This is a genomic window from Amycolatopsis sp. EV170708-02-1, from assembly GCF_022479115.1.
Classification (GTDB): domain Bacteria; phylum Actinomycetota; class Actinomycetes; order Mycobacteriales; family Pseudonocardiaceae; genus Amycolatopsis.
Genome location: NZ_CP092497.1, coordinates 7,610,522 through 7,634,771 on the forward strand (window position 1 = coordinate 7,610,522; position 24,250 = coordinate 7,634,771).

Sequence of the window (24,250 nt, forward strand, 5' to 3'; positions counted from 1 at the left end):
GTGCCGTTAGAACGTCACTTACCACTCACGACCCCCTGTACCCGACGCCCTACTTCAGCCCTTGCAGCGACAACAGCAGCGGATGGACGTCGGTCGCCCCCACCCGGCCGGACGGCTCGAAGGCCGGGTCCGAACAGAGCAGCACCGGACCGTCCTCGCCTGCATCCGGGAGCCGTCCGTGTGAGCCGCGCACCCAGCGCGGATCGGTCGGGACGACGTCCATCGCGTACCGGAGCCCGGCGAACTTCTTCGCCAGGTTGAGCCTGGCCCGCGCCTTGGCGAATTTGTCTTCCGGGTCGAAGAACAGCTCGGCGGGGTCGTAACCGGGTTTGCGGTGGATCTCGACGCCGCGCGCGAAGTCGGGCTTCCGCGCGTCGTCGAGCCAGTAGTAGTAGGTGAACCACGAGTCCGGCTCGGCGACCGCGACGAGTTCACCCGCGCGTTCGTGGTCGATCCCGTACCGAGCCTGCGCCTCGCGGTCGAGCACCTCGTCGACGCCGGTGAGCTCGCCGACGATCGCGCGCACCCGCTCCAGATCAGCGGAGTCGCGGACGTAGACGTGCGCGACCTGGTGGTCGGCGACGGCGAACGCGCGCGACGCCCACGGGTCGAGGTACTCCATCCCCGCCTGGGTGTAGACCTCCAGCAGGCCCTCGCGCCGCAGTGCCCGGTTGATGTCGACCGGCCGGTGCACGTTGGTGATCCCGTACTCGCTGAGCGCGACCACGGTCGCCCCGGCGTTGCGGGCGTCGTCGAGCAGCGGCGCGAGCGCGTTGTCCAGTTCCCGTGCGGCCTGCCGGGCCTGCGGCGCGTCGGGGCCGAAGCGCTGCAGGTCGTAGTCGAGATGCGGGACGTAGGTCAGCAGCAGATCCGGCCGCTTCTCGCGCAGGATCTGCCGCGACGCGCCGATCACCCACTTGCTCGATTTGATCGACGCCGTCGGGCCCCAGTACTGGAAGAGCGGGAACTCCCCCAGCGCGCCGGTCAGCTGGTCGTGCAGTTCGGGCGGGCGCACGTAGGCGTCCGGTGACTTGCGGCCGTCGGCGTGGTAGATCGGCCGCGGGGTCACCGTGACGTCGGTGCTCATCCCCATCGCGTACCACCAGCACACGTTCGCCGACGTGTAGCCGGGGTGCGCGGCCCGCGCGGTCTCCCACAGCTTCTCGCCGCCGACGAGCCGGTTGTGCTGGCGCCACAGGAAGATCTCGCCGAGCTCGCGGAAGTACCAGCCGTTGCCGACGATCCCGTGCTGCGCGGGCATGAGCCCGGTGAGGAACGTCGACTGCGCGCTGCAGGTGACGGCGGGCAGCACCGTGCCCAGTTCGGCCTGCCAGCCGTCGCGGGCGACGGCGGACAGTTTCGGCATGTCCCGCAACGCCTTCGGGGTCAGCCCGACGACGTCGATGACGACCAGCGGATTCATGCGGACGCCCCTTCCTTGACGAGGTTCGCCTGTGCCCATTCGAGTTCCGCGGCGATCCCGCCGACGAGGTCGCCCGCGTCCGGGAGCACGCTCCAGGTGTAGGTCTCGACTTCGATATGCGGTTCGCCGGGCAGCCCGGCGGCGACGGTGCGCAGGACGTCGGTCGTGGTGGACAACGGCGCGGCCGGGGCCTGGTGAAGCGGCATGTGGAAATGCACCCGCCACGGCCCTTCCCCCGGCAGGTCGGTCCACGCCTCGGGCAGGTCGTCGGCCTTGCGCACGAAACCGCCCGAAAACTCGCGGACCTGGTGCAGGTACCGCGGTTCGGCGAACGCCGCCAACGCCTCACGGGCTTCGGCGGGGTTTTCGACGTGCAGTGCGGCGGAAGCCTGCACCTTCACGATGTCCACATCGGACTCCGCGATCGCCTTGAGCGTCTCCGCCGGGTCGGCGAACGACACCGCGAGATGACAGGTGTCCAGGCACAGCCCGACGTGCTCCGGGTCGACGCGGCCGGACAACCAGCCCAGCGCGTCGGCCACGGTGTCGAGCACGCAGCCGGGTTCGGGTTCGACGGCCAGTTTGATCGGCCGGTCACCGATCGCGCGGACGACCTCGGCGAAAGCCTCGGTGGCGCGGCGGTCGTCCGATTCGGTCCACGGTTCACGCCAAGCCAACGGCAGCGTCGATATGCTGCCGTAAGAAGCATCATCGGCGAGGAGGTCGGACAGCACGTTCACGCAGTCGATCGTGTACGCGACCCGGTCCGGGTGTGTCCACTCAGGACGGTAGACCGCGTGCTTGACGACGTCGTCGTGGAAGCCGCCGTACGGGAAGGCGTTGAGCGTGTACACCGACAGCCCGCGGGCGTCGAGTTCGGCACGGAAACGCTTGCGCGCCTCGGTGTCTTCGGCGAGCCCGCGCGCGACCGGCGCGGAAAGCCACAGTCCGACACCGAGCCGATCGGCGCCCAGCCGTTCACGCACCGGGAGCGCGTACCGCTCCAGCTGCGCGACGATGCCGTCGACGTCTTCGGCGGGATGGACGTTCGTACAGTAGGAGATCATTTGCGGGCACCTCGCAGGACCGAGTTGCCCTCGAACGTCACGGCCTCGCCGGTGAACCCGGGCAGCGGGTCGAGCGTGAGCCTGCCGCTGAGGCCGTAGAAGTCGACCGGGTTCTGCCACAGCACCTTGTCGACGTCGGCCTCGGTGAACCCGCCGTCGAGCATCGCCTGCCCGGTCTTGGCGGTCTTCAGCGGATCGGACCGGCCCCAGTCGGCGGCCGAGTTGACGATCATCTGGTCCAGCCCGTACTGGCGCAGGATCTCGACCATCCGGTGTTCGTCCATTTTGGTGTCCGGGTAGATGGAGAAACCCATCCAGGCACCGGAATCCTTGACCAGTTTGACGGTGACCTCGTTGAGGTGGTCGACGACCACGCGCTCCGGCGCGACGCCGGCCTCGCGCACGACGTCGAGGGTGCGTTTGGTGCCTTCCAGCTTGTCGCGGTGCGGGGTGTGCACCAGGACGGGGAGGTCGTGCTCCAGCGCCATCGCCAGCTGCTGGGAGAAGACCTCGTCCTCTTCCTTGGTCATCGAGTCGTAGCCGACCTCGCCGACCGCGACCACGCCGTCCTTCGCCAGGTACCTCGGGAGCACGTCGAGCACCTCGCGGCAGCGGGGATCGTTGGCCTCCTTGGGGTTCAGCGCGATCGTGCAGTGGTGCCGGATGCCGAACTGCGCGGCGCGGAACCGTTCCCAGCCGATGAGCGCGTCGAAGTAGTCGGTGTACGAGCCGACGCTGGTGCGCGGCTGCCCCAGCCAAAACGCGGGCTCGACCAGCGCGCGGACACCGGCCGCGTACATGGCTTCGTAGTCGTCGGTGGTCCGGGAGGACATGTGGATGTGGGGATCGAAGATACGCACTGGCTCAGTTCTCCTTGAGCAATGAGAGGGCGTCGGCGGGAACGTCACGTCCGGCCGCCCTGCGTTCGTCGGCGAAATCGGCGAGCATCCGCTTCAGCTCGTCGTCCGCGCGGGAAGTGAGGTCCGCGACGGCGGCCAGCGGCACACCGACGAAGACGCATTTGAGGACGCCGTGGCGCCACGTGTGGTCGTCCAGGAACCGGGCGAACGCCCCCATGGCGGCGGCGACCAGCCTGATGTCGTTGGCGCGCAAGGCGTCTTCGACCAGCTTGATCCCGGCGTCGGTGACTTCGGCACCCGGCGACTCCAGCGTGGAGAGCGCCCGCAGGACCCCGCGCCGCTCGGCGTCGTCGCCGTAGCGGTAGAGATCGCGCAGTTCCGCGGCCAGCGCCGCGTCGTCGAGGACTTCGGCCAGCACCGACACGAGCCGGACCCGCGCCCGGTCGTCGACGGTGCCGTGGACCAGCCCCTGCGGATCGGTGTCCGGGCGCAGCGCCGCACGACCGACCTCGCGGCCGACGGCCGGGAAGATCGCGCCGATCACCGACGGCTTCTCCCGGATCCGGCGTTCCGCCTTGGCCTGCCACGTCTGCGGCATCGCCGCGGTGAGCGCCTCGAAGGCCCGGCGCGCGGTGTCCGGCGCGGCGTGGCTGTGCCGGGGCAGTTCGACCGCGGCCAGCCCGGTGTAACCGATCTCCGCCAGCGCGGCCAGCGTCCCCGGCAGATCCAGATGCCCGTCGCCGAACTCCAGATGCTCGTGGACCCTCGGCAGCATGTCGTCCAGCTGCACGTTCCACAGCAGCGGACCGGCGAGGCGGACGCATTCGGCCGCGTTCACCGGCTCGACCGCGACGCAGTGCCCGACGTCGAGCGTGACCCCGAACAGGTCCGGTTCGCCGAGTTCCTTGCGCAGGTCCAGGACCTGGCCGAGATGCTGCACGAGGTGGCCGGGCTCGGGTTCCATCGCCAGCCGCACGTTCAGCCGCGCGGCGTGCTCCAGGACCGCCGCGACCCCTTCCCGCAACCGGGACCAGGCGAGGTCGTTGTCCACAGTGGACACACCCGACCAGAACGAAACACAGTCCGCACCGAGGTCCCCGGCGATCCGCAAGGCCCGCGCCAGGAAGTCGATCCGCAACGCGGGATCGTCCGAAAGCAGCGTCGGCGAATGCTTACGCCACGGGTCGAGCAGGTACCGCGCGCCGGTCTCGATGACGACGCGGTTCAGGCCGAGCGCCGAGAGCCGCGAGGCCACGTGGTCGACCTGGCGCGCCAGGTCGTCGGCGAACGGGTCGAGGTGGTCGTGGTCCAGCGTCAGCGCCACCCCGGTGTACCCGAGGTCGGCGATCACCGCGAGCGCGTCGTCGAGGCGGTGGTTGGAGAAGCCGTTGGTGCCGTATCCCAAAGAAAACGTCATGTGGGGCTCACCTTCCTCGACAGCTTGCGGGCGATCGGCAGCGCGGCCGCGACCAGCGCGGCCCCCAGTACCGAGCCCTTGGCCGTGACCGCCGCCTGCAGCGGGACCATGCCGTGGATGCCGTTCTTCGTCGCCGACCGCACGGACTTCGCCGACGGGTCGCGGACGGCGTCCGCCTGCGCCCGGCCGACCAGGCCCGCGTAGCCCGAACCGGCCGCCATCGAGGCCGCGCGATGCCAGCCGCCCCGTGCCGGTCCGGTCAATGCCAACGTTGTCGCCGCGCAGCTGGTGGCCAGCGCCGCCCGGGCGGTCGCCGGGTTCGCCCCGTGGACCTCCCCTGTCGACAGCGCGGTGACACCGAGCGTGTGGACACCCACCGCAGCCGCGGCAGTGGCCGCCTTCTTCGGGGAGTCACCGGCGCCCAGCAGGACGTCGAGCGTGCGGCACGCCGCCATCGCCACCGGTCCGGCCGGAGTCGGCTTGAGCACGGTGTCGTAGGCCCACACCGACGCCGCGAGCGGAACCGCGACGCGCATCGCCCGGCGGCCGCCACCGAGCGCCGCCAGGCCGAGTCCGGCGGCGGTCAGCGCGGCCCCGGTGGTGAGCGCCGCGCCGGCACTCACCCGCCCGGACGGGATCGGGCGCTCGGGCCGCTCCACGGCGTCGAGCTTCCGGTCCGCCCAGTCGTTGAGGGCCATCCCGGCCCAGTAGAAGGCGACCGAGGACAGCGGCAGCAGCAGCCGTCGGCCGGTCATCTTGAGCCCCGCCGCGGCGGATCCGGCGACCGTGTCGCCGAGTACCGTCAGCGCCGCGGGCGCCCGGACGAGTTCCACATAAGCCTTCACAGGGCGGCCGCCCAGGTGACCAGGCGGGCGGTCTGCTCGGCGAAGCGGTGTTCGTCGCTGCCCAGCGGATCCTTGAAGAAGAAGCCGAGTTCGGTCAGCGCGCCGCTCTGGCCACCGGCGTGCGCCGCGGTGACGAAGCGGGCCAGATCCAGGATCAGCGGCGCCGCGAGCGCGGAGTCGTAGCCGGTCCAGGTGAACTGCAGGCTCATGCGCGCGCCGAGGAAACCCTCGAACGACACGTGGTCCCACGCGGTCTTGATCTCGCCGAGATCGGGCACGTTGTCGATGTGCAGCGGCGCGGTGACGTCCTCGCCGAGCAGCGCCGCGAGCCCGCGCGCCTTGGATTCCAGCTTGCTGTTCGCGGTCACCGGGTCGGCGAGGGTCTCGCCGTCGCCGCCGCCCAGCAGGTTGGTGCCCGCCCAGGAACGGACCTTCAGCGCCCGCGCGCTGAACATCGGCGCGAGCACGGTGCGCAGCAGCGTCTCGCCGGTCTTGCCGTCGCAGCCCGCGTACGGCAGGCCTTCCCGCTCGGCGAGTTTCCGCAGCGCGGGCAGGGTGATCCCGGCGGACGGCGTGAACTCGACATACGGGCTTCCCGCCTTCAGCGCCGCGTAGGCCGACAGGGAGCTCGACGGGAGCACTGCCCGCGTCGGATCGGCCAAAGCCGCTTCGAGTGCGTCCAGATCGTCGTGTTCGGGCAGGTGGGGGCACGGGGCCTCGGTGGAGGACACGTTGACCACCACGACCCGCGCGAGGTCGTGCCGGTCGGCGAAAGCTCGGATGTCCGCCGTGAGCCTTGCGGCCGCGTCCGCCTGGGCACCGGTATGCGTCGCCGGGTGGTAGCCGTCGCGGATCTCGGCGTCCACCTCGGCCAGCCCGGACCGCACCGCGGAGAACACCGATAGCCCGAAGACACCGGCGTGCGCCAACTGCTCGGCACGCTTCTCGAGCGGGGTGTGCACGATGTCGTGGCCGCCGAGGACCAGATCGTCCCAGCCCGGCAACGGAACCCCGGCGAACGCGGGCAGCTCGGTGACGCAGCCGCCACCGCCGGCCACCCCCGCGCGGAGCGCGAGGAGCCCGACCGCCGCGGTAGTGGCGACAGACCCCCTCGCCCCGATCAACCAGATGCCCGTACGCTCGTGAGCAGGCATTTCTCCACCTTTCCAGAACCCGAGAACTCCAACCTCCGATGGTCGGATGTTTCGGATCGAACCAAGTCGCAGTGATAGCCGTCATGCGACTTTCGGCTGGATCTCTCCCTCAGTTACTCCCCTTCACGGTGACAACGGGCACAGTGGTCCATCGCGCCTCGTCGGACGCGCTGCGCTCGACCGCGTCCAAGACCTGCTGAACCCTCAACCCGTCCTCGAAGGACGGTTCGGGATCCTTGCCTTCGCCGATCGCGGTGAGCAGATCGGCGACCTCGTTGGTGAAGGTGTGCTCGTAGCCGAGCAGGTGGCCCGGCGGCCACCACACCCCGACGTACGGGTGCTCGGGTTCGGTGACCAGGATCCGGCGGAACCCGGCCTCGGTGGCGGGCTGGCCACCGTCGAAGAAGGACAGTTCGTTCATCGACTCGAAGTCGAACGCGAGGCTCGCCTTCGACCCGTTGATCTCCAGCCGCATCGCGTTCTTGCGGCCCAGCGCGAACCGGGTCGCCTCGAAACTCGCCACCGCCCCGCCGCTGAACCGGCCCAGGAACAACGCGGTGTCGTCGACCGTCACCTGCCCGGTGCCGCCGCCACCGTCCGGCCGCTCCTTGACGAACGTGTTGGTCAGCGCGGAAACCCCGGTGATCGTGTCGCCCGTGACGAACTGGGCGGCGTCGACGATGTGCGCGCCGAGGTCGCCCAGCGCGCCCGAGCCCGCCTTGTCCTTGTGCAGCCGCCAGGTCATCGGCGCCTGGGCATCGGACAGCCAGTCCTGCAGGTAGACCGACCGCACGTGGCGGATCTCGCCGAGCGCCCCGCTCGCGACCAGTTTCCTGGCGTGCGCGAGCGCGGGCACCCGGCGGTAGTTGAACGCCACCATGGACCGGACGCCGTTGGCCCGTGCCTTCGCCGCCGCCTCGGCCATCGCTTCGGCCTCGGCGAGGGTGTTGGCCAGCGGTTTCTCGCACAGCACGTGCTTGCCCGCTTCGAGCGCGGCGATCGCGATCTCGGCGTGGCTGTCGCCCGGCGTGCAGATGTCGACCAGGTCGACGTCGTCGCGGGCGATCAGCGCGCGCCAGTCCGTCTCGACGTCTTCCCAGCCGAACCGTTCCGCCGCGGCCTTCGCCCGCACCTCGTCGCGGCCGCCGAGCACGGCGAGTCTCGGGATCAGTGGCGGCGTGAAGAACCGGTGCACGCTGCGCCACGCGTGCGAATGCACCGCACCCATGAACGCGTGGCCCACCATGCCGATCCCGATCGTTTCCTTTGCCGTGCTCATGCCCCTCCTATGTCTCCGCTTGCGTCTGTCGGGTACGCGGGTTTACGAGTCGAAGCCGACGTCCATGTACTTGTCGACGTTCTCCTTGGTGACCACCGCGGAGTACGTGGTGATCTCGGCGGGGATCTCGTGCTCGGCGAAGTCACCGGCGCCCTTGCCCTGGCCGAGCAGGCGCGCGAGCGAGATCGCCGAGGACGCCATCGACGGGCTGTAGAGCACGGTCGCCTTCAGCGGTTCGGCGTCGGACTTGATCAGGTTCATCGCGTTCTTCGATCCCGCGCCGCCGACCATCAGGAAGTTCTTGCGGTTGGCGTTGTGATCGCCGCGATGACGCCGACCCCCTGGTCGTCGTCGTGGTTCCACAGAGCGTCCAATTTGGACGCCGACTGCAGGAGGTTCGACGTCTGCTGCTCGCCCGACTCCGGGGTGAACTGCGCCGAGACACGCGGGCCGACCGTGAAACCCTGACGGGTCAAGGCATCCTTGAAGCCCTTGCTGCGTTCCTGGGTCAGCGGCAGCGAGTCGATCCCCGCGACCTCGCCGATCACCGGGCTGGCGATGTTCTTCGCCTTCATCTGCTGGGCGATGTAGTTCCCGGCGTTGACACCCATGCGGTAGTTGTCGCCGCCGATCCAGGTGCGGTACGCGAGCGGGGTGTCGAAGACGCGGTCCAGGTTGATCACCTGGATTCCGGCGTCCATCGCCTGCTGGCCGACCGCGGTCAGCGCCTTGCCGTCGAACGGCAGGATCACCAGGACGTTGACCTTGGCGTTGATCAAGGTCTCCACCTGGGAGATCTGCTGGTTGACGTCGTTGGTGCCCTCGGTCGCGTTGAGCGTGACCTCACTGAACTTCTGCGCCTGCGCGCGGGCGTTCTTGGTGATGGCCGCCATCCAGCCGTGGTCCGCGGCCGGCGCTGAAAACCCAATTGTCACTGGACTTCCGGGCTGCGAGTTCGCCCCGGCGTTGGCCACGTTGGCCGCGTTGTTCTGCGCCGGTGCCTCGTTCGAGGTGCACGCGGTCAGCAGCGCACCCGCTCCGACGGCCGCGCCTCCCAGCAGGAAGCGACGACGATGCAGGGATTGTTCGGTCATGACGACTCTCCATCCACGGTGATCAAGTACTCGTCTTGGATTTCTTGACGGAGCGGAACTGCAGTAGCGCGGCCAGGACGATGATCACGCCCTTGGCGATGTTCTGGATGTCGGTGTCCAGGTTGTTGAGCGTGAAGATGTTGGACAGCACGGTGAAGATCAGCACGCCGATCAGGGTGCCGATGAGCGAGCCGCGGCCACCGGTGAGCAGGGTGCCGCCGATGACGACCGCCGCGATGGCGTCGAGTTCGTAGAGCATGCCGTTGGTCGAGGCGCCCGCGGTGGTGCGGGCGACGACCATCAGCGCGGCGATACCGCAGCACAGCCCGGCGACGCCGTAGACGAGCGCGGTGTGCCGTTTGACGTTGATGCCCGCCAGCCGCGAAGCCTCGGCGTTGCCGCCGACGGCGAAGGTGCGGCGGCCGAACGTGGTGCGGTTCAGCACCACCCAGCCGACGGCGAACACCAGCGCGAACATCCAGATCAGCACCGGGATGCCGAGCAGGTCACCGCGGAAGAAGTCCAGGAAACCCGCTTCCGACACCACCTGCGTGCGGCGGCCGCTGATGCGTTCCGCGAGACCGCGGGCCGAGACGTACATCGCCAAGGTCGCGATGAACGGCACGATCTTCCCGTAGGAGACCAGGATCCCGTTGATCAGCCCGCAGCCGAGGCCGACCAGGAGTCCACAAAGGATCATCACGAACGGGCCGTAGGACTGGGTGGCCAAGGTGGTCAGCCAGACACTGGACAGCGCCACGATCGACCCGACCGAGAGGTCGATGCCGCCGGCGATGATCACGAAGGTCATCCCGACGCTGACCACCCCGATGGCCGCGGCGAGCCGCAGGATCGTGGAGATGTTGCCGTCGGTGAAGAACTGGTCCGGCCGGGTCACGCTCCCGACGATGCACAGGATCACCAGCACCCCGGCAAGGCCGAGCAGCCGGGTGTCGAGCGAGAAGTTTCGCTTTTGCTTGGGTGGCAAGGGTTCCACGGCGCTCTCCGCACGCACCGATTCGGCTTGGTCGGTCACGCCGCACTCCCTTCGAGAATCACGTCGAGCACTTCCGCCTCTGTCAGCTCCGCGGACGGCTTTTCAGCCAGGACACGTCCTTCACGCAGCACCAGCACCCGGTCGGACAGGCCGAGTACCTCGGGATCTCGCTGCTGACGAGCACGATCGCGACCCCGGTCGCGGCCAGCTCCTCGATCAGCCGGTACAGCTCCGCCCGCGCGCCGACGTCGACCCCGCGGGTCGGCTCGTCCAGCAGCAGGACCCGGCAGCCGCGGACCAGCCAGCGCGCCAGCACCGCCTTCTGCTGGTTGCCGCCGGACAGCGTGCGGATGATCCGGTTCGGGTCGGCGGGCCGGAGATCGAGGCGCCGCAGGCTTTCCCCGGCGTCGTCGAGTTCCCTGCCCCGCTCGGTGAACCCGAACGTCGCGTATTTGCTCAGGCTCGCCAGGGTCACGTTGTGCACGACGGGCAGGTCCAGCAGCAGCCCCTGGCTCTTGCGTTCCTCCGGCGCCAGGCCGATCCCGGCCTTGACCGCCGCGGACACACTGCCCGGCCGGACCGGTTCGCCGTCCACCGACACCGAACCCGTGTCCTGTTTGCGTGCGCCGAAGATCGTCTCCAGCAGCTCGCTGCGGCCCGAGCCGACGAGGCCCGCGATCCCGACGACCTCCCCGGCGTGCACGGTGAAGTTCACGTTCTCGAACTCGCCGACGGTGGTCAGGTTCTCCACCTTGAGGACCTCGTTGTCCGGGTCGACGTGTTCCTGATGACGCGGGCCGAAGACGGTTTCGACCTTGCGGCCCGCCATCAGCGCGACGAGGTCGGAGGTCGGCGTCTCCTTGGCGTCGAGTCCGGTGGAGACGGTCTTGCCGTCCTTCAGCACGGTGACGCGGTGGCCGATCCGGCGCAGTTCTTCGAGCCGGTGGGAGATGTAGACGATCGCGACACCTTCGGCGGTCAGCTCGCCGACGATGCGGAACAGGTTGTCGACCTCTTCGCCCGCCAGCGCCGCTGTCGGCTCGTCCATCACCAGCAGCTTCGCGTCGTAGGCGAGCGCCCGCGCCATCGAGACCAGCTGCTGACCGGCGGCGGACAGCTTGCCGACCTCGGTCGACGGAGCGATCTCGGGATGCCCGAGCCGCGCCATCAGCTTGGCGGCCTTGTTCCGGGACTCGCTGATCCGCGTGAACCCGAACGTCGCGCGCTCGCGGCCGAGGAAGATGTTGTCCGCCACGGAAAGCCCGGGCACCAGGTCGAGTTCCTGGTACATGGTCGCGATGCCGATCTTCAGCGCGGCGACCGGCGAGGGCAGCGTGACCGGCTCGCCCTGCCAGAAGATCTCGCCGCCGTCGGGCCGGTGCGCTCCGGCGAGCGTCTTGATCAGCGTGGACTTGCCCGCGCCGTTCTGGCCGAGCAGGCAGTGCACCTCGCCGGGTTCGACGTCGAAGTCGACCCCGTCCAGCGCACGCACCCCGGGGAACGTCTTCACGATCCCCGGACGGATAGAAGGGTCATGCCGGAGCCTCCTCGGCCGTGGTGGGAACTAGCGTCGGATCGGCGAAAAGCCGTTCGGTGGCGAGATGCGCGGCGCCGCGCAGCGGGGCGGTGGTGCCCAGCGGCGACGGCTCGACGCGGCAGGCGGGCTCGTGCCCGAGCGGACGCGCGGACAGTTCGCGGCGCACCGGCTCGACCAGCCATTCGCCCAGTTCGGCGAAGTAGCCGCCGAGGACGACGAGGTCCGGGTCGAGCACGTCGACCACGGTGGACACCGCGATGCCGAGCGCGACCCCGAGTTCCGAGACCGCCGCGACCGCGCGCTGGTCACCGCGCTGCACGCGGTGCTTGAGCAGCCCGACCCGGCCGTCGACGCCGAGCGCGGGATCGTGCAGCGGGTCACCGGGCGAGGCGGCGCCGCGCAGGACGGCGTTGAGCCCGGCCTTGGTCTCCAGGCAGCCGACCCGGCCGCAGGGGCACTGCTCGCCGGACGGGTCGACGGTGATGTGCCCGACCTCGCCCGCGAAACCCCTGGCACCACGCAGGATCGCGCCGCCGGAGACGAGTCCGCCGCCGACGCCCGTCCCGCCGCTGAGGTAGAAGAGCTCCCGCACGCCTTTTCCGACTCCGGCGACGGCCTCGCCGACCGCGCCGAGGTTGGCCTCGTTGTCGACCGCGATGGCCTCGACCGGCAGGCCGAGCCGGGCGGCGAGGAGGTCGGCGATCTCGGCGTCGCGCCAGCGCAGGGTCGGCGCGAACCGGAGGACCGCGGCGGCCGAATCGACCAGGCCGGGCACGGAGACCGTGACCCCGACGGGCTGGTCTTCGAGCAGCACCTGCCGCGAGAGGAAGGCGAGTTCGTCCATGCTCCGGTGCAGTCCGAGCGCGGCGACGTCGGCGGTCTCGGTGCGTTCGGCGACCACGCGGCCGTCGAGGTTCGTGACGACGGCGGCGAAGCGGTCGGCCTCGACGCTGAGCGCGAGCCCGCACGCGCTGGCGCCGTTCAGCTCGACCAGCTGGCTGGGCCTGCCGTTGCCGCCGCCCTGGAGTCCGGCGGAGCGGACGAGACCGCGTTCGGACAGCTCGGTGATCAACCCGGAGACGGCCGCCTTGGTGAGCCCGCAGCGCGCCGCGAGCTGGGTGCGCGAGAGCGGCCCCGCGCGCAACGCCCGCAGGAGCGCGGCGAGGTTCGCGGTGCGAGGGCTGACCGGGTCGAGCCCGGGTTCAGTCGCGGCCACACTGCCTCATCAGACGAGTCCCCACTTACGATTCGGCCGTAACAAACTTTGTTACTTAGCCAGCGAAAGTAGGATGGCGCCCGTCACCCGTCAAGGTGACAACAGGACAGAAATGTCGACTAAAGCCCGCCGTCACCCGATTAGCCGTCTCAAACGGCACAGACTTTCGTACGTTTCGAGCGAAAGTCTGTACGAACTTGACGTTACTAATCGGAATCAGGTGAGTGCCCAACGTGCCGCTGGGTGCGCCCAAGGACGGGCTGAAGGACGCTTTCACCGCATGCGATGCGACGAAAGCGTCCTTCGCCGCGTGGCATGCGGTGAAGGACGCTTTCAGCCCATGGACCCGGGGTCAGCTGCTCAGCGTGAAGGCCCGGTCCGTGGCCGACCAAGCGGCCCCGATGACCCCGGCGGTGTCCCCCAGCTCGGACAGCACGATCGGCAGGTTCCCGGTCGCGAGCGGCAGCGACCGCCGGTAGACCGAGCTGCGGATCTCCGCGAGCAGCTGATGCCCCAGCTGCGCCACGCCACCGCCGATCACGACCATGCCCGGGTTCACGAAACTCACCAGCGACGCGACCACCTGCCCGAGCCGCCGCCCGCCGTCGCGGATCAGGTTGACCGCGCCGAAGTCGCCCGACGCCGCCGCCCGGCCGACGTCCTGCGCGGTGATCGCGCCGCGCGCCGCGACGACGTCGGCGAGGTACGTCGACCGGCCGCTGCGCGCGAGCGTCAGCCCGTCACGGGCCAGCGCGGCGCCGCCGAAGTACGCCTCGAGGCAGCCCGTCTCACCGCAGGCGCAGGTCGGCCCGTAGTCGTCGAGGCGGATGTGCCCGATGTCGCCCGCGGTGCCGGCGACGCCGCGGTACACCTTGCCGCCCAGCACGATCCCGCAGCCGATACCGGTACCGATCTTGACGAACACCAGGTCGTCGATGGAGCGCGCGACCCCTGCGTGCCGTTCCCCGAGCGCCATCGAGTTCACGTCGTTGTCGACCGTGACCGGGCAGCGCAGCAGACCGCCGAGATGGTCGCGCACGGAGAACCGGTCCCAGCCGGGCATTATCGGCGGCGCGACCGCCATACCTTCGGCGAAACTCACCGGGCCCGGGAGGCCGATCCCGGCGGCGATCAGCTTGCCCGGCGCCTCTTCGCGGATCTTCTCCGCCAGCGCGACGACACGTTTGAGCACGGCGTGCGGCCCCTGCCGGACGTCGCAGTCCTCGACGGTGTGCACCAGCACCTCGCACGAAGCGTCGGTGAGGGCGACCCCGACCGACGTCGCGCCGACGTCGACCGACAGGACCCGCAGGTCTCCCGCCAGCCGCACCAGGGTGGACCGCCTGCCGCCGCGGCTCGCCGACGGACCCGCGGTCTCGACGAGGCCGACCTCGGCCAGCCGCGCGACCTCGGCCCCCACCCGAGCACGCGGCAGCTCCAGCCGTTCCCCCAGTTCGACCCGGGACATCGGGCCCTCATCCCGCAACAGGGTGAGCAACTGGGTCTGGTGCCGGGTTTCGACCATCGGATGCTCCGAGGTGGATGCCGTGCTCATTCACCTGAGCCTACGGCGTTGTCCACCCGCTGTCCCGAACGCCACTGGAAACCTTCACGACTCCCGGACGGGAACAAACCCACCGGCACCCGTCAGTCCTTTGTGGACATCTCGGCGCGGACCAGGAGCCACGACGGGATCAGCACGATGGCCGTGATCCCGGCGATCCACCACTGCGCGCCCGCGACGGCCGCGGCGGACCCGGGAGCGGCGGCGAGCCGCGCGGCGACGACCACGGTCAGCGTCGACGTCCCGAAGGACCCACCGATCCGTTGCAGCATGGCGAAGAGCGGCATCGCGTGGGAAATTCGCTCTTGGGGCACCGACACCAGGCCGGTGGCGAGCGCCGGGGTCGTGGTCAGCCCGATACCGCAGCCGCGGACCACCTGGACGGCCGAGAGCCACCAGTAGTCGTCGGATCCGGTGAGCAGCGCGAGCGGCACCGTCCCGATGACCGTGACGATCAGCCCGGCGAAGATCACTCGCGCGCCGCCGATCCGGTCGGTCAGCCTGCCCGCGAGCGGAAGCGCCAGCACCGTGCCGAGTGCCAGCGGCGCGGTCAGGAATCCGGTCACGACGAGGCTTTCGTGCCGGACGTCGAGATAGTACAGCGGCAGGACGATCATCGAGCCGAACAGCGCGATCCCCATCCCGAAGATGACGGCGGCGGCCGAGGAGAACGTCCGGTCGCGGAACAGCCGCAGGTCGAGCAGTGGCGCGGGCGACCTCAGCGCGGTGACCACGAAGACGGCGAGCAGGATCGCACCGGCGACCGCCGCGATCGGCGCGGCTTCGGCGAAGCCGTAGACGAGCAACGGCACCCCGGTCGCGGTGAGCACCAAGCCACGCCGATCCAGCGGACGGGTGTCGACGGGCCCTTCCCTCGGCAACCGTTTCCGGCCCAGCAGCAGGCAGAGCAGGGCGAGCGGCACGTTCACCAGGAACAGCCACGGCACGCCGAACCGGTCGGCGAGCACGCTGCCGGCCAGGGTGCCGAGCACGGGAGCGAGGTAGATCGGGATGCTCAGCACGGCCATCATCCGGCCGAGCCGCTTCGGCCCCACCATCGTCGCGAACAGGATCTGTCCCGCCGGGACCAGCAGTCCGCCCGCGGCGCCCTGCAGGACACGGAAGGCGATCAGCGCTTCGACCGAGGGCGCCGCCGCACAGAGCGTCGAGAAGACCGCGAACAGACCGACGCACACCAGCCACAGCCGCGTCGTCCCGAAGCGACGGCTCGCCCAGCCGCTCACCGGCACCATCGCGGCGAGCGCGAGCAGGTAGCCGGTGGCGATCCACTGGGCGGTACCGAGCGGTGCACGGAATCCGGCAGCGATCGTGCCGAGCGCGACGGTGACGACGGTCGACGTGAACATCGACAGGAATCCGCCGAGGGTCAGGATCGCGGCCGTCCCCCACAACGCCGGGGTCAGACGCTCCTCATCGGGACTTCCGATCATCCTACCTGCCGATCTTATCGCTGTTAAGATCTTAACGGTGATAAGAACCGGCCGAGTTGTCAACTCCGATACGGACGGGCGAAGGTGTGCGCATGGTCGTGAGACGGGATGGCTACGTCCGAGCCGCGCTGGAACTCCTCGACGAGGTCGGGCTGGACGGATTGAGCCTGCGCAAGCTCGGGGAGAAGCTCGGCGTGCGCGGCCCCGCGCTCTACACGCATTTCGAGAGCAAGCAGGCGCTGCTCGACCAGATGGCCGAAACCATGCTGGACGACCGGCTCGCCCCGCTCGACGATCCGGCGGCGATGGACGACTGGGCCGGGTGGCTGGCCCGGCGCGCCCGCACCATCCGCGCCACGCTGCTGTCCTACCGGGACGGTGCCCGCCTGCACGCCGGCTCCCGCCCCACCGGCCGGTCGGCGATGACACCGCTGATCAAACCGTTGCTGCGGGCGGGTTTCACCGAAGAGGACGCGACGCACGCCATCCTCGCGATCAGCCGGTACACCCTCGGCTGCGCGATCGACGAACAGCAGCACGTCGAGGGCGGCCACGACGAGGATCCGGCCGCCTCGTTCGAATACGGCCTCGCACGTCTGATCGCCGGGCTCCGCGCCGACGTCGAGCTCGCGAATCCGGACGTCGCCTAGGCGCATTCAGAGGACGAAACGCGTCACGACCAGAGGTAGCGGCGTTCCGGTCGCCCGGTCCCGCCGTACTTGAGCGTCACCTCGGCCTTCCCCGTCGCCACGAAATGCTCCAGGTACCGGCGCGCGCTCACCCGCGCGACGCCGGTCGCCTCGGCGCATTCGCTCGCCGACATCCCACCGGCCGCGCCCCGCAGCGCGGTCTCCACCAGCCGCGCGGTCTCGGCGGTGAGTCCCTTGGGCAGCACGGGTTTCGCGCTCGGCCGCGCGCCGAAGACCTGGTCGACGTCGGCCTGCCCGGCCTCGGCGAGCCGGTCCAGGCGCCGGTGCAACGACGCGAAATGGGTGAGCTGATCGCGCAGCGACGCGTACTCGAACGGCTTGATCAGATAGTGCAGCACCCCGCCCCGCATCGCCTGCCGCACGGTTTCCACGTCGGTCGCGGCGGTGATCAGGATGACGTCGACGTCTTCGGTCGCGCGCAGTTCGCGCAGCACCGAAAGCCCGTCGAGATCGGGAAGATAGACGTCCAGCAGCACCAGATCCGGTTTCAGCTCCCGCGCCAGGCGGAGCGCGTCGGCGCCGGTGTGCGCGACCCCGACCACCGCGAAACCCTCCGTCCGTGTGACGTATCCACTGTGGACCTTCGCGACCATGAAATCGTCGTCGACGACGAGCACCTTGATCATCGCGGCAACCTCGCCGTGAACACCGCGCCGCCGGAGTTGTGCACCTCGACCGAGCCTCCTCGCCGCACGCACGCCTGCCTGATCAGCGCGAGCCCGAGGCCGCGCTGGCCGTGCGCGGCGGCCTTCGTGGTGAAGCCGTGCTCGAACACTTCCTCCGCGATCTCCGGGGCGACCCCCGGCCCGGAGTCACGGACCTCCACCCGCACTTCGTCCTCCTCCTGCCAGACCCCGACCTCGATCCAGCCCCGCTCACCACCCAGCGCGTCCAAGGCGTTGTCGACGAGATTTCCCAGCACTGTCACCAAATCCGTGGAAAGGGCGTCCTCGACGCGGTCCAGTTCGCTGTCCGGGGCCATCCGCAGCCCGACCCCGCGTTCCGCCGCGAGCGACGCCTTCGCGATCAGCAGCGCCGCCACCGCCGGGTCGCCGACGCGTGAGCCGACCTCCGCACGCCACTCCCCCTGCGCCGAGCTGATCCGGCTGACGTAGCCGCGGACCTCTTCGTATTCCCCGAGTTCCAGCAGCCCGGAGATGGTGTGCAGCCGGTTGCTGAATTCGTGCGCCTGCGCTCGCAACGTGTCGGTGGCGTGCCGGCTGGCGTCGAGTTCGTCCCGCAGGGTCATCAGATCGGTGCGGTCCCGCAGGGTGACCACGGCTCCCCGCACGTCGATCGGCATCCGGTTCAGCGTGAGCACCTTCCCTTGCCGCAGCACGATCTGGTCGGCGCCGGTCGCGCGGCCGGTGAGCAGGTCGCGGATGCGTTCGTTGAGGTCGAGGTCCTCGACCGACCGGCCGACGGCGTCGTCCGGCAGCGCCAGCAGTGCGCGCGCCTGATCGTTCACCAGGGTGATCCGGTGCTGCGGGTCCAGGCCGACGACGCCCTCCTTGATGCCGTGCAGGAGCGCCTCCCGGTTCTCGACCAGCGCGGTGATCTCGTGCGGTTCCAGGCCGAGCGTCTGGTTCTTCACCCGCCGTGCCAGCAGCAGCGAACCGCTCACCCCGATCACCAGCGCGACCCCCAGCACGCGCAGGGCGTTGTCCGGCGAGTCGAGGAAACCGGCGAAGAATCCGGGCGACTTCGAGCCCGCCGCGACCATGCGGACCACCTTGCCGCCCTTCTCGTCCAGCACCGGGACGTGCGCCACGATCGAACCGTCGAGTTCGCCGACCCACGACCGTCCGGAAAGGACGGTGCTGTCGCCGAGGTCGAGCAGCGTGCGCACCTGCCCCGGATCAGGTGACGCGAGCACATAACGGTCCGCTCCCGCGATCACGACGAAATCGACCCCGGAGAGGCTTCGCGCGGTCTCCGCGGGCGCGTTCAACTCCCACGGGCCGTTTTCGAGATCGCCCACGATGCCCTGCGCGGCGACACTCTCCGCGACCGAGAGCGCCCGGCGTCCTTCGGTGGTGCGGAAGTTGTTCCCCGCCTGGGTGACGGCCAGGACGCCCACCGCGCACAGTAGGCAGGTGACGACTACCAGTTGCCATACGAGGAGCTGGCGGGCCAGTGAACCCCGAGCACCCATCGCCACCTCCGCGTGACCACAAAGAACAAAAGAACCCTTAGGCGTCTAAGCGAGACATCTCTGTTTACACGAGTGCAACATGTCCAACCACGCGGCAGAGAGGCGGGGATCACAGTGAAGCCCAGTAGCTGGTTGGCCATCGCGGCGGCGCTCGTCGCCGTTTTGCTGGTGCCACCGTTGCTCACCCCGGGCAGCGAGGCCGACGAGGGCTCGCAGATCCGGTCGTTGCGGGTACTCGTGCCCAACGCGCCCGGCGGCGGTTACGACATCACGGCGCGGACCGCGACCAAGGCCATGGAGGACGCCGACCTGCTCGGTAACGCGGAGGTGTTCAACCTCCCCGGCGCCGGCGGCACGGTCGGCCTCGGCCGCACGGTGGCCGAACGCGGCAACGGCAAACTCGTCATGTCGATGGGGCTCGGCGTCGTCGGCAGCGTGTTCACGAACAAGTCGCCGTCTTCGCTGCTCGACACCACACCGGTGGCGAAGCTGATCGAAGAGTCGGACATCGTCGTGGTCGGCAAGGATTCGCCGTACCAGAACATCGGGCAGCTGCTCGAAGCCTGGAAGCGGGACCCGGGCGCGGTCCAGGTCGGCGGCGGTTCGTCCCCCGGCGGGCCGGACCACCTGGCGCCGATGCTGATGGCGAAGGCGATCGGGCTCGCGCCCAAATCGGTCAACTACGTCCAGTACGACGGCGGCGGCGAGCTGCTCGCGTCGGTGCTCGGCGGCAAGGTCGCGTTCGGCGTCTCCGGTGTCGGCGAATACCGCGACCAGATCGCGGCGGGCACGCTCCGGGTCCTGGCGGTGACGAGCGAGAAGCGGCTCCCCGGGATCGACGCGCCGACGCTGACCGAGTCCGGTGTGGACGTGAAGTTCACGAACTGGCGCGGCATCGTCGCGCCGCCGGGCATCACCGAGTCGGACCGCGCGAAGCTGGTGAGCCTGTTCGAGCGGTTACAGAAGACGCCGCAGTGGCAGGAAGCCTTGCAGCGCAACGGATGGACCGGCGCGTTCGCGCCCGGTGAGCAGTTCGGTTCGTTTCTCAAAGAGGAGAACACTCGAGTGGCAACGGTGCTGAAAGAGCTGGGTCTGGCATGACCACGTGGCTGAAAGGACGCTCCGAACTCGGAGTGAGCGTGGTGCTCGTGGTGCTCGGCGTGCTGGTGCTGACCGACGCGCTGAGCATTCCCACCGACTTCGCCCAGCGCGGTCCCGTGGGGCCGAAGGCGGTACCGGTCCTGGTCGGCTCGCTGCTGCTGATCGTCGCGGTGCTGCTGGCGCGCGACGTCCTGCGCGGCGGCAAGGGCGAGGCCGAGGGCGGCGAGGACATCGACCTCACCGCGCCCGCCGACCTGCGCACGGTCCTGTTGCTGTGCGGTGCCTTCCTCGCCAACGCGGCGCTGATCGGCCTCGTCGGGTTCCCGATCTCGGGCGCGATCCTGTTCTGGGGCGCGGCGTTCGCCCTCGGCAGCCGCAACCTGGTGCGTGACCCGCTGATCGCGGCGGGTATGTCGGTCGTGACCTTCCTGATCTTCAACAACCTGCTCGGTGTCCCGCTGCCCGGTGGCCCGTTGATGGAGGTGTTCTGATGCTGCAGCAACTCATCGACGGGTTCGGCACCGCGCTGACCCCGACGCACCTCGCGCTCGCCGCGCTCGGTGTGCTGCTGGGCACCGCGATCGGTGTGCTGCCGGGGATCGGCCCCGCCATGGCCGTGGCCCTGCTGCTGCCGGTGACCTACGGTATGGAGCCGACGGCGGCGTTCATCATGTTCGCCGGCATCTACTACGGCGGCATGTTCGGCGGCTCGACGACGTCGATCCTGCTGAACACGCCGGGTGAGAGCTTCTCGGTGGTCGCCGCGATCGACGGAAACCCCATGGCGCGCAAGGGCCGGGGCGCGCAAGCGCTGGCCGCGGCCGCGATCGGGCACTTCGTCGGCGGCATCCTCGGCACGATGGCGCTGGTGCTGCTGGCGCCGATCATCGCGAAGTACGCGGTGGACATCGGCGCGCCCGACCTGTTCGCGATCATGGTGCTGGCGTTCATCGGGGTGACCTCGGTGCTCGGCAACTCGCGGATCCGCGGTGTCGCTTCGCTGCTGATCGGCCTCACCATCGGGCTCGTCGGCCTGGACGAGATGACCGGCCAGTCGCGCCTGACCTTCGGTTCGCTGCATCTGGCGGACGGCATCGACGTGGTGATCGTGGCGGTCGCGCTGTTCGCCGTCGGGGAATCGCTGTGGGTCGCCGCGCATCTGCGGCGCAACACCTTCAAACCGATCCCGGTCGGCAGGCCGTGGCTCTCGCGCGCCGATCTGAAGCGGACCTGGAAGCCGTGGCTGCGCGGTCCGGTGATCGGGTTCCCGTTCGGGGCCATCCCGGCCGGTGGCGCGGAGATCCCGACTTTCCTTTCGTACCTGACCGAAAAGCGGCTGTCGAAGCACAAGGACGAGTTCGGCAAGGGCGCCATCGAAGGGGTCGCGGGTCCGGAGGCGGCCGCGTCGTCCTCGGCGGCGGGCACGCTGGTCTCGATGCTGACGCTGGGCCTGCCGACCACCGCGGTCGCGGCCGTGATGCTGGCGGCGTTCCAGCAGTACGGCATCCAGCCGGGCCCGCTGCTGTTCGAACGCGAGTCGAAGCTGGTGTGGGGCCTGATCGCCTCGCTGTTCGTCGGCCTGACGCTGCTGCTGGTGCTGAACCTGCCGCTGGCGCCGCTGTGGGCGAAGCTGCTGCGCATCCCGCGGCCGTACCTCTACGCGGGCATCCTGTTCTTCGCCAGTGTCGGCGCGTACGCGGTCAACGCGGACATCTTCGACCTGCTGGTGATGTTCGTGATCGGCCTGATCGGGTTCGCGATGCGCCGCTACGGATTGCCGGTGCTGCCGGCGATCATCGGCGTGATCCTCGGCCCGGCCGCCGAACAGCAGATGCGGCGCGCGCTGCAGCTCAGTGACGGCGAGCTGACCGGGCTGGTCAACACCCCGTTCGCGATCGTGGTCTACGTGATCATCCTGGTGATCCTGTTCTTCCCGTTGATCAAGCGTTTCCTGCCCGCCCGGCCCACCGCACCCGAGCCGGAGCCCAAGGACAAGGTCGACGCCTGACCGGCGGGAACCCGGCCCGGCCTCGACTGCCCCGAGGCCGGGCCTTCTCCCTCTCCGGAAGGAGGGATCATGTCCGCGCGAGTGATCTTTCCGGCGCCTCACGGCGACAGGATCGGTCTCATGCAGATCCTTCACCGGCCCCCGGCCGTCAGCGACACCGAGCGGCCTGTCCCCCGCTGGGCGACGCGCCTGGCTTACGCGCTCCCCTGGCTCCTGCTGCCGTCGTGCCTGTGGCGGCTGCCCTTCGCCGTCCATTTCGAAATGGGCCAGGTCCACGATCGCGCGATGCCGGACTACTGGCTGAGCGTCCCGTACGTCCTCACGCTCAGCGTGCTGTCCGAAGTGATCGCGCTTCTGGCCATCGGGCTGGTCCGAGGCTGGGGCGAAGTGGTGCCCCGATGGATTCCCTTCCTCGGCGGCAAACCCGTCCGGCCTCTCGCGGCCGCCGTCCCCGCTGTCGTCGGGGGCTTGATCCTCACCGCGCTCTTCACCTCGATCCCCCTCGGTGACGGCCGGCGGCTCACCGTGTTCGGTATCGCCGAAAACGCCGCTTACGTCAGCGAGGGCTGGGAAACGCTGGCCACGATCTGCATCGCCCCGCTCACCTTGTGGGGGCCGATCACCATCGTTCTGGGACTCGCCTATCACCACCGCCGCAAGGTAACGAAAGCATAACGGCGAGGTCGCGTTTTGAACCGGCTGTCTCTCGGGGCCGTTTCAGCCAACGCGGAGTCAGTGACGCCGGCGTTGCCGGCGCCGCATCCCCCGGGCTCCGCGCAACGACACCGAACGAGGTGAACAAGTTCATGCCCCGTAACCAAAGAACCGCCGGCCGCCATCGCATGGCGCGCCGTACCAAGGTCGCCACGGGCGCCACCGCCCTCGCCCTCGCCGTCGGCGGGATCGTCGTGGTCAACACGACCGGAACCCCCGACGCCGCCAGGGCCGACGGAGCGGACAAAGCGTTCTTCATCGACATCACGAAGGTCCCCCGCGGCAACAACGTCAACCTCGACCTCGCGAAACGAGGCGCACGAGGGACGTTCACCGTGGACTGCGGCCGCAACGAGAACGGCCACTTCAACGGCGACAACTTCATCGCGCAGCCCGGCGTCCGCAATGGAGCCGAACATCTGCACGACTACGTCGGGAACCTGTCGACCAACGCGGATTCGAACAACAAGAGCCTGTTGCGCGCGGGCACCACCTGCAAGAACGGGGACAAGTCGGCCTACTTCTGGCCGGTCATCCGGATCAACACCGAGGAAGAGGAAGAGAACCAGGCGGCGAACGAAGAGAAACTCGCCGCCGATCGCGTCGAAGCGGCCAAGGACGAGGCGGGCGCCCAGGTCGACTGCCCCGACGTCGCCAGCGAACTGGAAGAGGTCCCCGACCAGGCCATGCCCGCGGTCGACGAGAACCTCGACGAACTCGACCGGGAGTCCGAGAACGCGAACAACCAGCTGGCGCAAGGAAAACAAGCCGGGCAGGTGCTCGACGAGCTGAAAAACAAGCGGAAGCCGTCGATCAAGCAGATCGGCGACACCATGCGGCAGGCGGGCAAACCGGTCGCGAAGAACGAAGACCAGCTCGCCGCCTGCGCGGTGAAGCAGAACGGCAAGGGCGGTCTCGACAACGGCGGCGACAACAGCAACGTCAACGCCGCGGGCGACGCCGAGAAGAAGAAGTCCGACGGCAAGGCCGCCGACCTGCCCGGCGTCAACGACAACAACGAGATCGGCAACAACGAGGGCGAGATCCAGCGCGCCGAGAAGGTCGACCTGACCTTCACCAGCGGCGGTGCCCGCCGGGTCGTCGCGATGCCGAAGTTCCTGCGCGTGCTCTACGGCGACGCCAAGCAGAGCACCAACGGCCCGGCCAACGCCCGGCCGAGCTGGACCTGCACCGGCTTCGAGGACCGGCTCACCGAGCTGTACCCGATCTGCCCGCGGGGCAGCAAGGTCACCCGGATCCACTCGTTCCCGAACTGCTGGGACGGGAAGAACACCGACAGCGCCAACCACCGCACGCATATCGTGTTCTCCGACCGCAACGGGAAATGCCCGCGTGGCTTCAAGAACGTGCCGCAGCTGCGGATCACGCTGGTGTACAACATCCCGCCGGAAGTGCAGGCCGCCGGACAGTACGCGGTGGACGCTTTCGCGCAGGAGAAGCACAACCCGCGCTCCGACCACGACGACTTCGCGAACGTCATGTCGCAGCGGCTGATGAACCAGCTGGTGAAGTGCATCAACAGCGGTAAGAGGTGCAAGCAGTAGCAAGCGAGCGGAGGCCGCCGCGGACAGGCGTGTGGTCCCGTCTCGTGAGTGGCGAGGACGGTTCTAACCGTCCTCGCCACTCACGAGGTCTCT

19 protein-coding genes and 2 pseudogenes are annotated in these 24,250 nt (G+C 69.4%); 6 read left to right on the forward strand and 15 right to left on the reverse strand.

The features are described 5' to 3' along the window. Positions 1 to 49 precede the first annotated feature (49 nt). From MJQ72_RS34390 to MJQ72_RS34450, 13 genes and pseudogenes are all read right to left on the reverse strand, one after another. Positions 50 to 1,423, reverse strand: coding sequence for an alkaline phosphatase family protein (locus tag MJQ72_RS34390; protein WP_240595251.1), 1,374 nt, complete (start codon positions 1,421 to 1,423; stop codon positions 50 to 52). Then, positions 1,420 to 2,490 carry a metabolite traffic protein EboE gene (eboE, locus tag MJQ72_RS34395; RefSeq protein ID WP_240595252.1) on the reverse strand — a complete coding sequence of 357 codons (1,071 nt, stop codon included), beginning with the start codon at positions 2,488 to 2,490 and terminating at the stop codon, positions 1,420 to 1,422. The genes MJQ72_RS34390 and eboE overlap by 4 nt, the downstream gene beginning before the upstream one ends. Further along, the gene (locus MJQ72_RS34400; RefSeq protein ID WP_016331785.1) at positions 2,487 to 3,350 is read right to left on the reverse strand and encodes a TatD family hydrolase; all 864 of its coding nucleotides are present in this window, start codon (positions 3,348 to 3,350) and stop codon (positions 2,487 to 2,489) included. The genes eboE and MJQ72_RS34400 overlap by 4 nt, the downstream gene beginning before the upstream one ends. 4 nt (positions 3,351 to 3,354) lie before the next feature. Further along, a complete protein-coding gene (locus MJQ72_RS34405) occupies positions 3,355 to 4,767 on the reverse strand; it encodes an EboA domain-containing protein (RefSeq protein WP_240595253.1) in 1,413 nt (470 codons plus the stop codon). Next, positions 4,764 to 5,612 (reverse strand): SCO3242 family prenyltransferase, encoded by an 849-nt coding sequence (locus MJQ72_RS34410; RefSeq protein WP_038518478.1) that lies wholly within the window; start codon positions 5,610 to 5,612, stop codon positions 4,764 to 4,766. Before MJQ72_RS34410 ends, MJQ72_RS34405 begins: the two co-directional genes overlap by 4 nt. Continuing rightward, complete coding sequence (locus tag MJQ72_RS34415; RefSeq protein WP_240595254.1) at positions 5,609 to 6,766, reverse strand: inositol-3-phosphate synthase; 1,158 nt, start codon at positions 6,764 to 6,766, stop codon at positions 5,609 to 5,611. The genes MJQ72_RS34410 and MJQ72_RS34415 overlap by 4 nt, the downstream gene beginning before the upstream one ends. Positions 6,767 to 6,875: 109 nt before the next feature. Then, the gene (locus tag MJQ72_RS34420; protein ID WP_240595255.1) at positions 6,876 to 8,045 is read right to left on the reverse strand and encodes a Gfo/Idh/MocA family protein; all 1,170 of its coding nucleotides are present in this window, start codon (positions 8,043 to 8,045) and stop codon (positions 6,876 to 6,878) included. Between the two features lie 42 nt (positions 8,046 to 8,087). Further along, a pseudogene (locus tag MJQ72_RS34425) lies at positions 8,088 to 9,139 on the reverse strand (substrate-binding domain-containing protein). 22 nt (positions 9,140 to 9,161) lie between these two features. Further along, positions 9,162 to 10,175: an ABC transporter permease gene (locus MJQ72_RS34430; RefSeq protein WP_240595256.1), complete on the reverse strand. Its 1,014-nt coding sequence runs from the start codon at positions 10,173 to 10,175 to the stop codon at positions 9,162 to 9,164. Beyond that, positions 10,172 to 11,661: pseudogene (locus MJQ72_RS34435) on the reverse strand (sugar ABC transporter ATP-binding protein). Before MJQ72_RS34435 ends, MJQ72_RS34430 begins: the two are co-directional and overlap by 4 nt. A gap of 7 nt (positions 11,662 to 11,668) precedes the next feature. Beyond that, positions 11,669 to 12,889, reverse strand: a complete 1,221-nt coding sequence (locus tag MJQ72_RS34440; RefSeq protein WP_240595257.1) for an ROK family protein — start codon at positions 12,887 to 12,889, stop codon at positions 11,669 to 11,671. 352 nt (positions 12,890 to 13,241) lie between these two features. After that, a complete protein-coding gene (locus MJQ72_RS34445; protein WP_007034224.1) occupies positions 13,242 to 14,444 on the reverse strand; it encodes an ROK family transcriptional regulator in 1,203 nt (400 codons plus the stop codon). A gap of 92 nt (positions 14,445 to 14,536) precedes the next feature. Further along, positions 14,537 to 15,904, reverse strand: coding sequence for a DHA2 family efflux MFS transporter permease subunit (locus MJQ72_RS34450; protein ID WP_240595258.1), 1,368 nt, complete (start codon positions 15,902 to 15,904; stop codon positions 14,537 to 14,539). A gap of 92 nt (positions 15,905 to 15,996) precedes the next feature. On the opposite strand from MJQ72_RS34450, the gene MJQ72_RS34455 reads away from it, so the two are divergent. Beyond that, a complete protein-coding gene (locus MJQ72_RS34455; RefSeq protein ID WP_240595259.1) occupies positions 15,997 to 16,554 on the forward strand; it encodes a TetR/AcrR family transcriptional regulator C-terminal domain-containing protein in 558 nt (185 codons plus the stop codon). 23 nt (positions 16,555 to 16,577) lie between these two features. On the opposite strand, the gene MJQ72_RS34460 is transcribed toward MJQ72_RS34455, so the two are convergent. Together MJQ72_RS34460 and MJQ72_RS34465 are read right to left on the reverse strand one after the other, a co-directional pair. Then, positions 16,578 to 17,240: a response regulator gene (locus MJQ72_RS34460; RefSeq protein ID WP_240595260.1), complete on the reverse strand. Its 663-nt coding sequence runs from the start codon at positions 17,238 to 17,240 to the stop codon at positions 16,578 to 16,580. After that, on the reverse strand, positions 17,237 to 18,769 hold the full coding sequence (locus MJQ72_RS34465) for a sensor histidine kinase (RefSeq protein ID WP_240595261.1): 1,533 nt from the start codon (positions 18,767 to 18,769) through the stop codon (positions 17,237 to 17,239). Before MJQ72_RS34465 ends, MJQ72_RS34460 begins: the two co-directional genes overlap by 4 nt. 132 nt (positions 18,770 to 18,901) lie before the next feature. On the opposite strand from MJQ72_RS34465, the gene MJQ72_RS34470 reads away from it, so the two are divergent. The 5 genes from MJQ72_RS34470 (at position 18,902) to MJQ72_RS34490 (ending at position 24,157) form a co-directional block, all read left to right on the forward strand. After that, positions 18,902 to 19,870 (forward strand): tripartite tricarboxylate transporter substrate binding protein, encoded by a 969-nt coding sequence (locus MJQ72_RS34470; RefSeq protein ID WP_240601490.1) that lies wholly within the window; start codon positions 18,902 to 18,904, stop codon positions 19,868 to 19,870. Next, positions 19,867 to 20,361: a tripartite tricarboxylate transporter TctB family protein gene (locus tag MJQ72_RS34475; RefSeq protein ID WP_007034229.1), complete on the forward strand. Its 495-nt coding sequence runs from the start codon at positions 19,867 to 19,869 to the stop codon at positions 20,359 to 20,361. The genes MJQ72_RS34470 and MJQ72_RS34475 overlap by 4 nt, the downstream gene beginning before the upstream one ends. Then, positions 20,361 to 21,878, forward strand: coding sequence for a tripartite tricarboxylate transporter permease (locus tag MJQ72_RS34480; RefSeq protein ID WP_240595262.1), 1,518 nt, complete (start codon positions 20,361 to 20,363; stop codon positions 21,876 to 21,878). Before MJQ72_RS34475 ends, MJQ72_RS34480 begins: the two co-directional genes overlap by 1 nt. 120 nt (positions 21,879 to 21,998) lie before the next feature. Further along, entirely contained in the window at positions 21,999 to 22,553 is a 555-nt protein-coding gene (locus tag MJQ72_RS34485) for a hypothetical protein (protein ID WP_240595263.1), read from the forward strand. A gap of 167 nt (positions 22,554 to 22,720) precedes the next feature. Next, the gene (locus tag MJQ72_RS34490; RefSeq protein WP_396427020.1) at positions 22,721 to 24,157 is read left to right on the forward strand and encodes a DUF1996 domain-containing protein; all 1,437 of its coding nucleotides are present in this window, start codon (positions 22,721 to 22,723) and stop codon (positions 24,155 to 24,157) included. Positions 24,158 to 24,250 lie beyond the last annotated feature (93 nt).